Source organism: Flavobacterium sp., from assembly GCF_029242675.1.
Classification (GTDB): domain Bacteria; phylum Bacteroidota; class Bacteroidia; order Flavobacteriales; family Flavobacteriaceae; genus Flavobacterium.
Genome location: NZ_JAQWTM010000320.1, coordinates 1 through 1,786 on the forward strand (window position 1 = coordinate 1; position 1,786 = coordinate 1,786).

The 1,786-nt window shown below is 37.0% G+C and carries 2 protein-coding genes; one reads left to right on the forward strand and one right to left on the reverse strand.

Annotated elements, in window-relative coordinates; genetic code table 11:
• Nucleotides 1–621 (reverse strand): amino acid permease (locus P8M54_RS11835; RefSeq protein ID WP_300288073.1); only part of this gene is annotated, 621 nt, incomplete at its 3' end.
• A gap of 417 nt (nucleotides 622–1,038) precedes the next feature.
• Between P8M54_RS11835 and P8M54_RS11840 the strand changes: the two genes are divergently transcribed.
• The coding region (locus tag P8M54_RS11840; protein ID WP_300288075.1) for a tetratricopeptide repeat protein at nucleotides 1,039–1,786 on the forward strand (748 nt) is incomplete at its 3' end.

Consider the following 1,786-nt stretch of genomic DNA (forward strand, 5'->3'; position numbering starts at 1 on the left):
CGAGGAAGACCAGGCGTTTGCCCAATTGGCATCCCAAACTTCTGCCTTGGCAGCTACAAAACCAAAAATAATAAGTCCTGCAAGTGATAAAATCTTAATAACAGTCAAAACGGTTTGTAATGTTTTTGAATTTTTCACACCACGACTATTTACATAACTCAATAAAATAATGGTAATAATCGAAACAATTTGAGCCGCGTTCAATTTAAAATCACCTCGCCCATATATAATATTTTTGTCGATAAAAGATGGAAATAAATAAGCTGCAAACTTCGAAAAAGCGACTCCAACTGCCGCTATCGTCCCCGTTTGAATAACCGCAAAAAAGCTCCATCCATATAAAAACCCAACAAGTTTACCATAAGCTTCCTTAATATAAACATACTGTCCGCCAGCTTTAGGAAACATCGCGCTAAGCTCACCATAACTTACGGCAGCAATAACGGTAATCAATCCTGTTAGCACCCACATCGCAATCAGCCATCCTGCTGACCCTAATTGCCGAACCATATCGGAACTTACAATAAAAATCCCCGATCCTATCATGGAACCTGCTACAAGCATCGTTCCGTCTAGTAATCCGAGTTCGCGCTTAAAATCTTCTTGATTATCTTCTTGCATTATTTTGGTTTTTGGTTTGGCTAAAGATATACATTTTTTAGAAATCCAAATTAGTTTCGATGAATCAAATAAGGAATCTACTTTTATTTTTTTTTGGCGTAACCCTGCTTCCATTTCATTACAGCAGTGTCGGGCTATACGCTATATTCCCCATCCTATAAATCGTGGCTACGCCTCATTTATAGGACGGGGCGATGCCGCTGCTATCCCTTACGCACATCAAGATTCCATACAACATCCTACCCACTACTAAAGAAAACGAATCAAGAGTAACAAAAGATCAAAAAGTTGAATAAGTACAACAACAGCCGTCTTTTTGTAACTAATTATTTATATATTTGAATAACACAAAGTAGCTGTACTAGTACAAACAAGTGCCTAACCATCAATTATTTCAAATATAGGATCAGCAACACCATGAAAAAACTAACTCTACTACTTGTTCTATTTACATATTACAACTCGCAAGCTCAAAAAACAAAAGAATTACCAACTGACGCATTAACAAAGGAGCTAGCGAATAACAGTTGCATGTGCATTGATTCAATTCAATTGTATAATAAAGCAATCGACCAGGTGACCAAAGAAATCAATAGCTGCATCAACCAACAAGTTAGTGCCTTACAATTGGGCAAAAAACTATTAGCTATTGAAGACATAGCGGCAAAAGCCAAAGATAAAAATGGTAAAAAACAAGTAGACATCGATATCAACTTCAACAAAGACTCTGATGAGTACAAGCAGGCCTATTATGAACTCGAAAGGTACTTAATGAGCGATTGCACCGCTATCAAAGAAAAAGCGGCTGCCAATGAAAAACAAAATGCTAAATCAGTATCCGAGAATAAAAAAGCACTCGAATACTATTCCTTAGGATTGAAAGCGTCAACTAAAGAAAATTTTGAACAAGCAGCGGACTATTTTAAAAAAGCCGTGCAGGAAGATCCTGAATTTGCATTTGCTTGGGACAACCTTGGAATAAGCTACCGCCACTTAAATGATTACGATAAAGCAATCGAAGCTTACAATAAATCAATTGCGATTGATCCCAACGGATTAATGCCACTCCAAAATATTGCTGTAGCATATGTTCACAAAGAAGAATTTACAAACGCCATAAAAGCTTATGAAAAACTAGCCATTGTTGATCGAAACAATCCTGAAG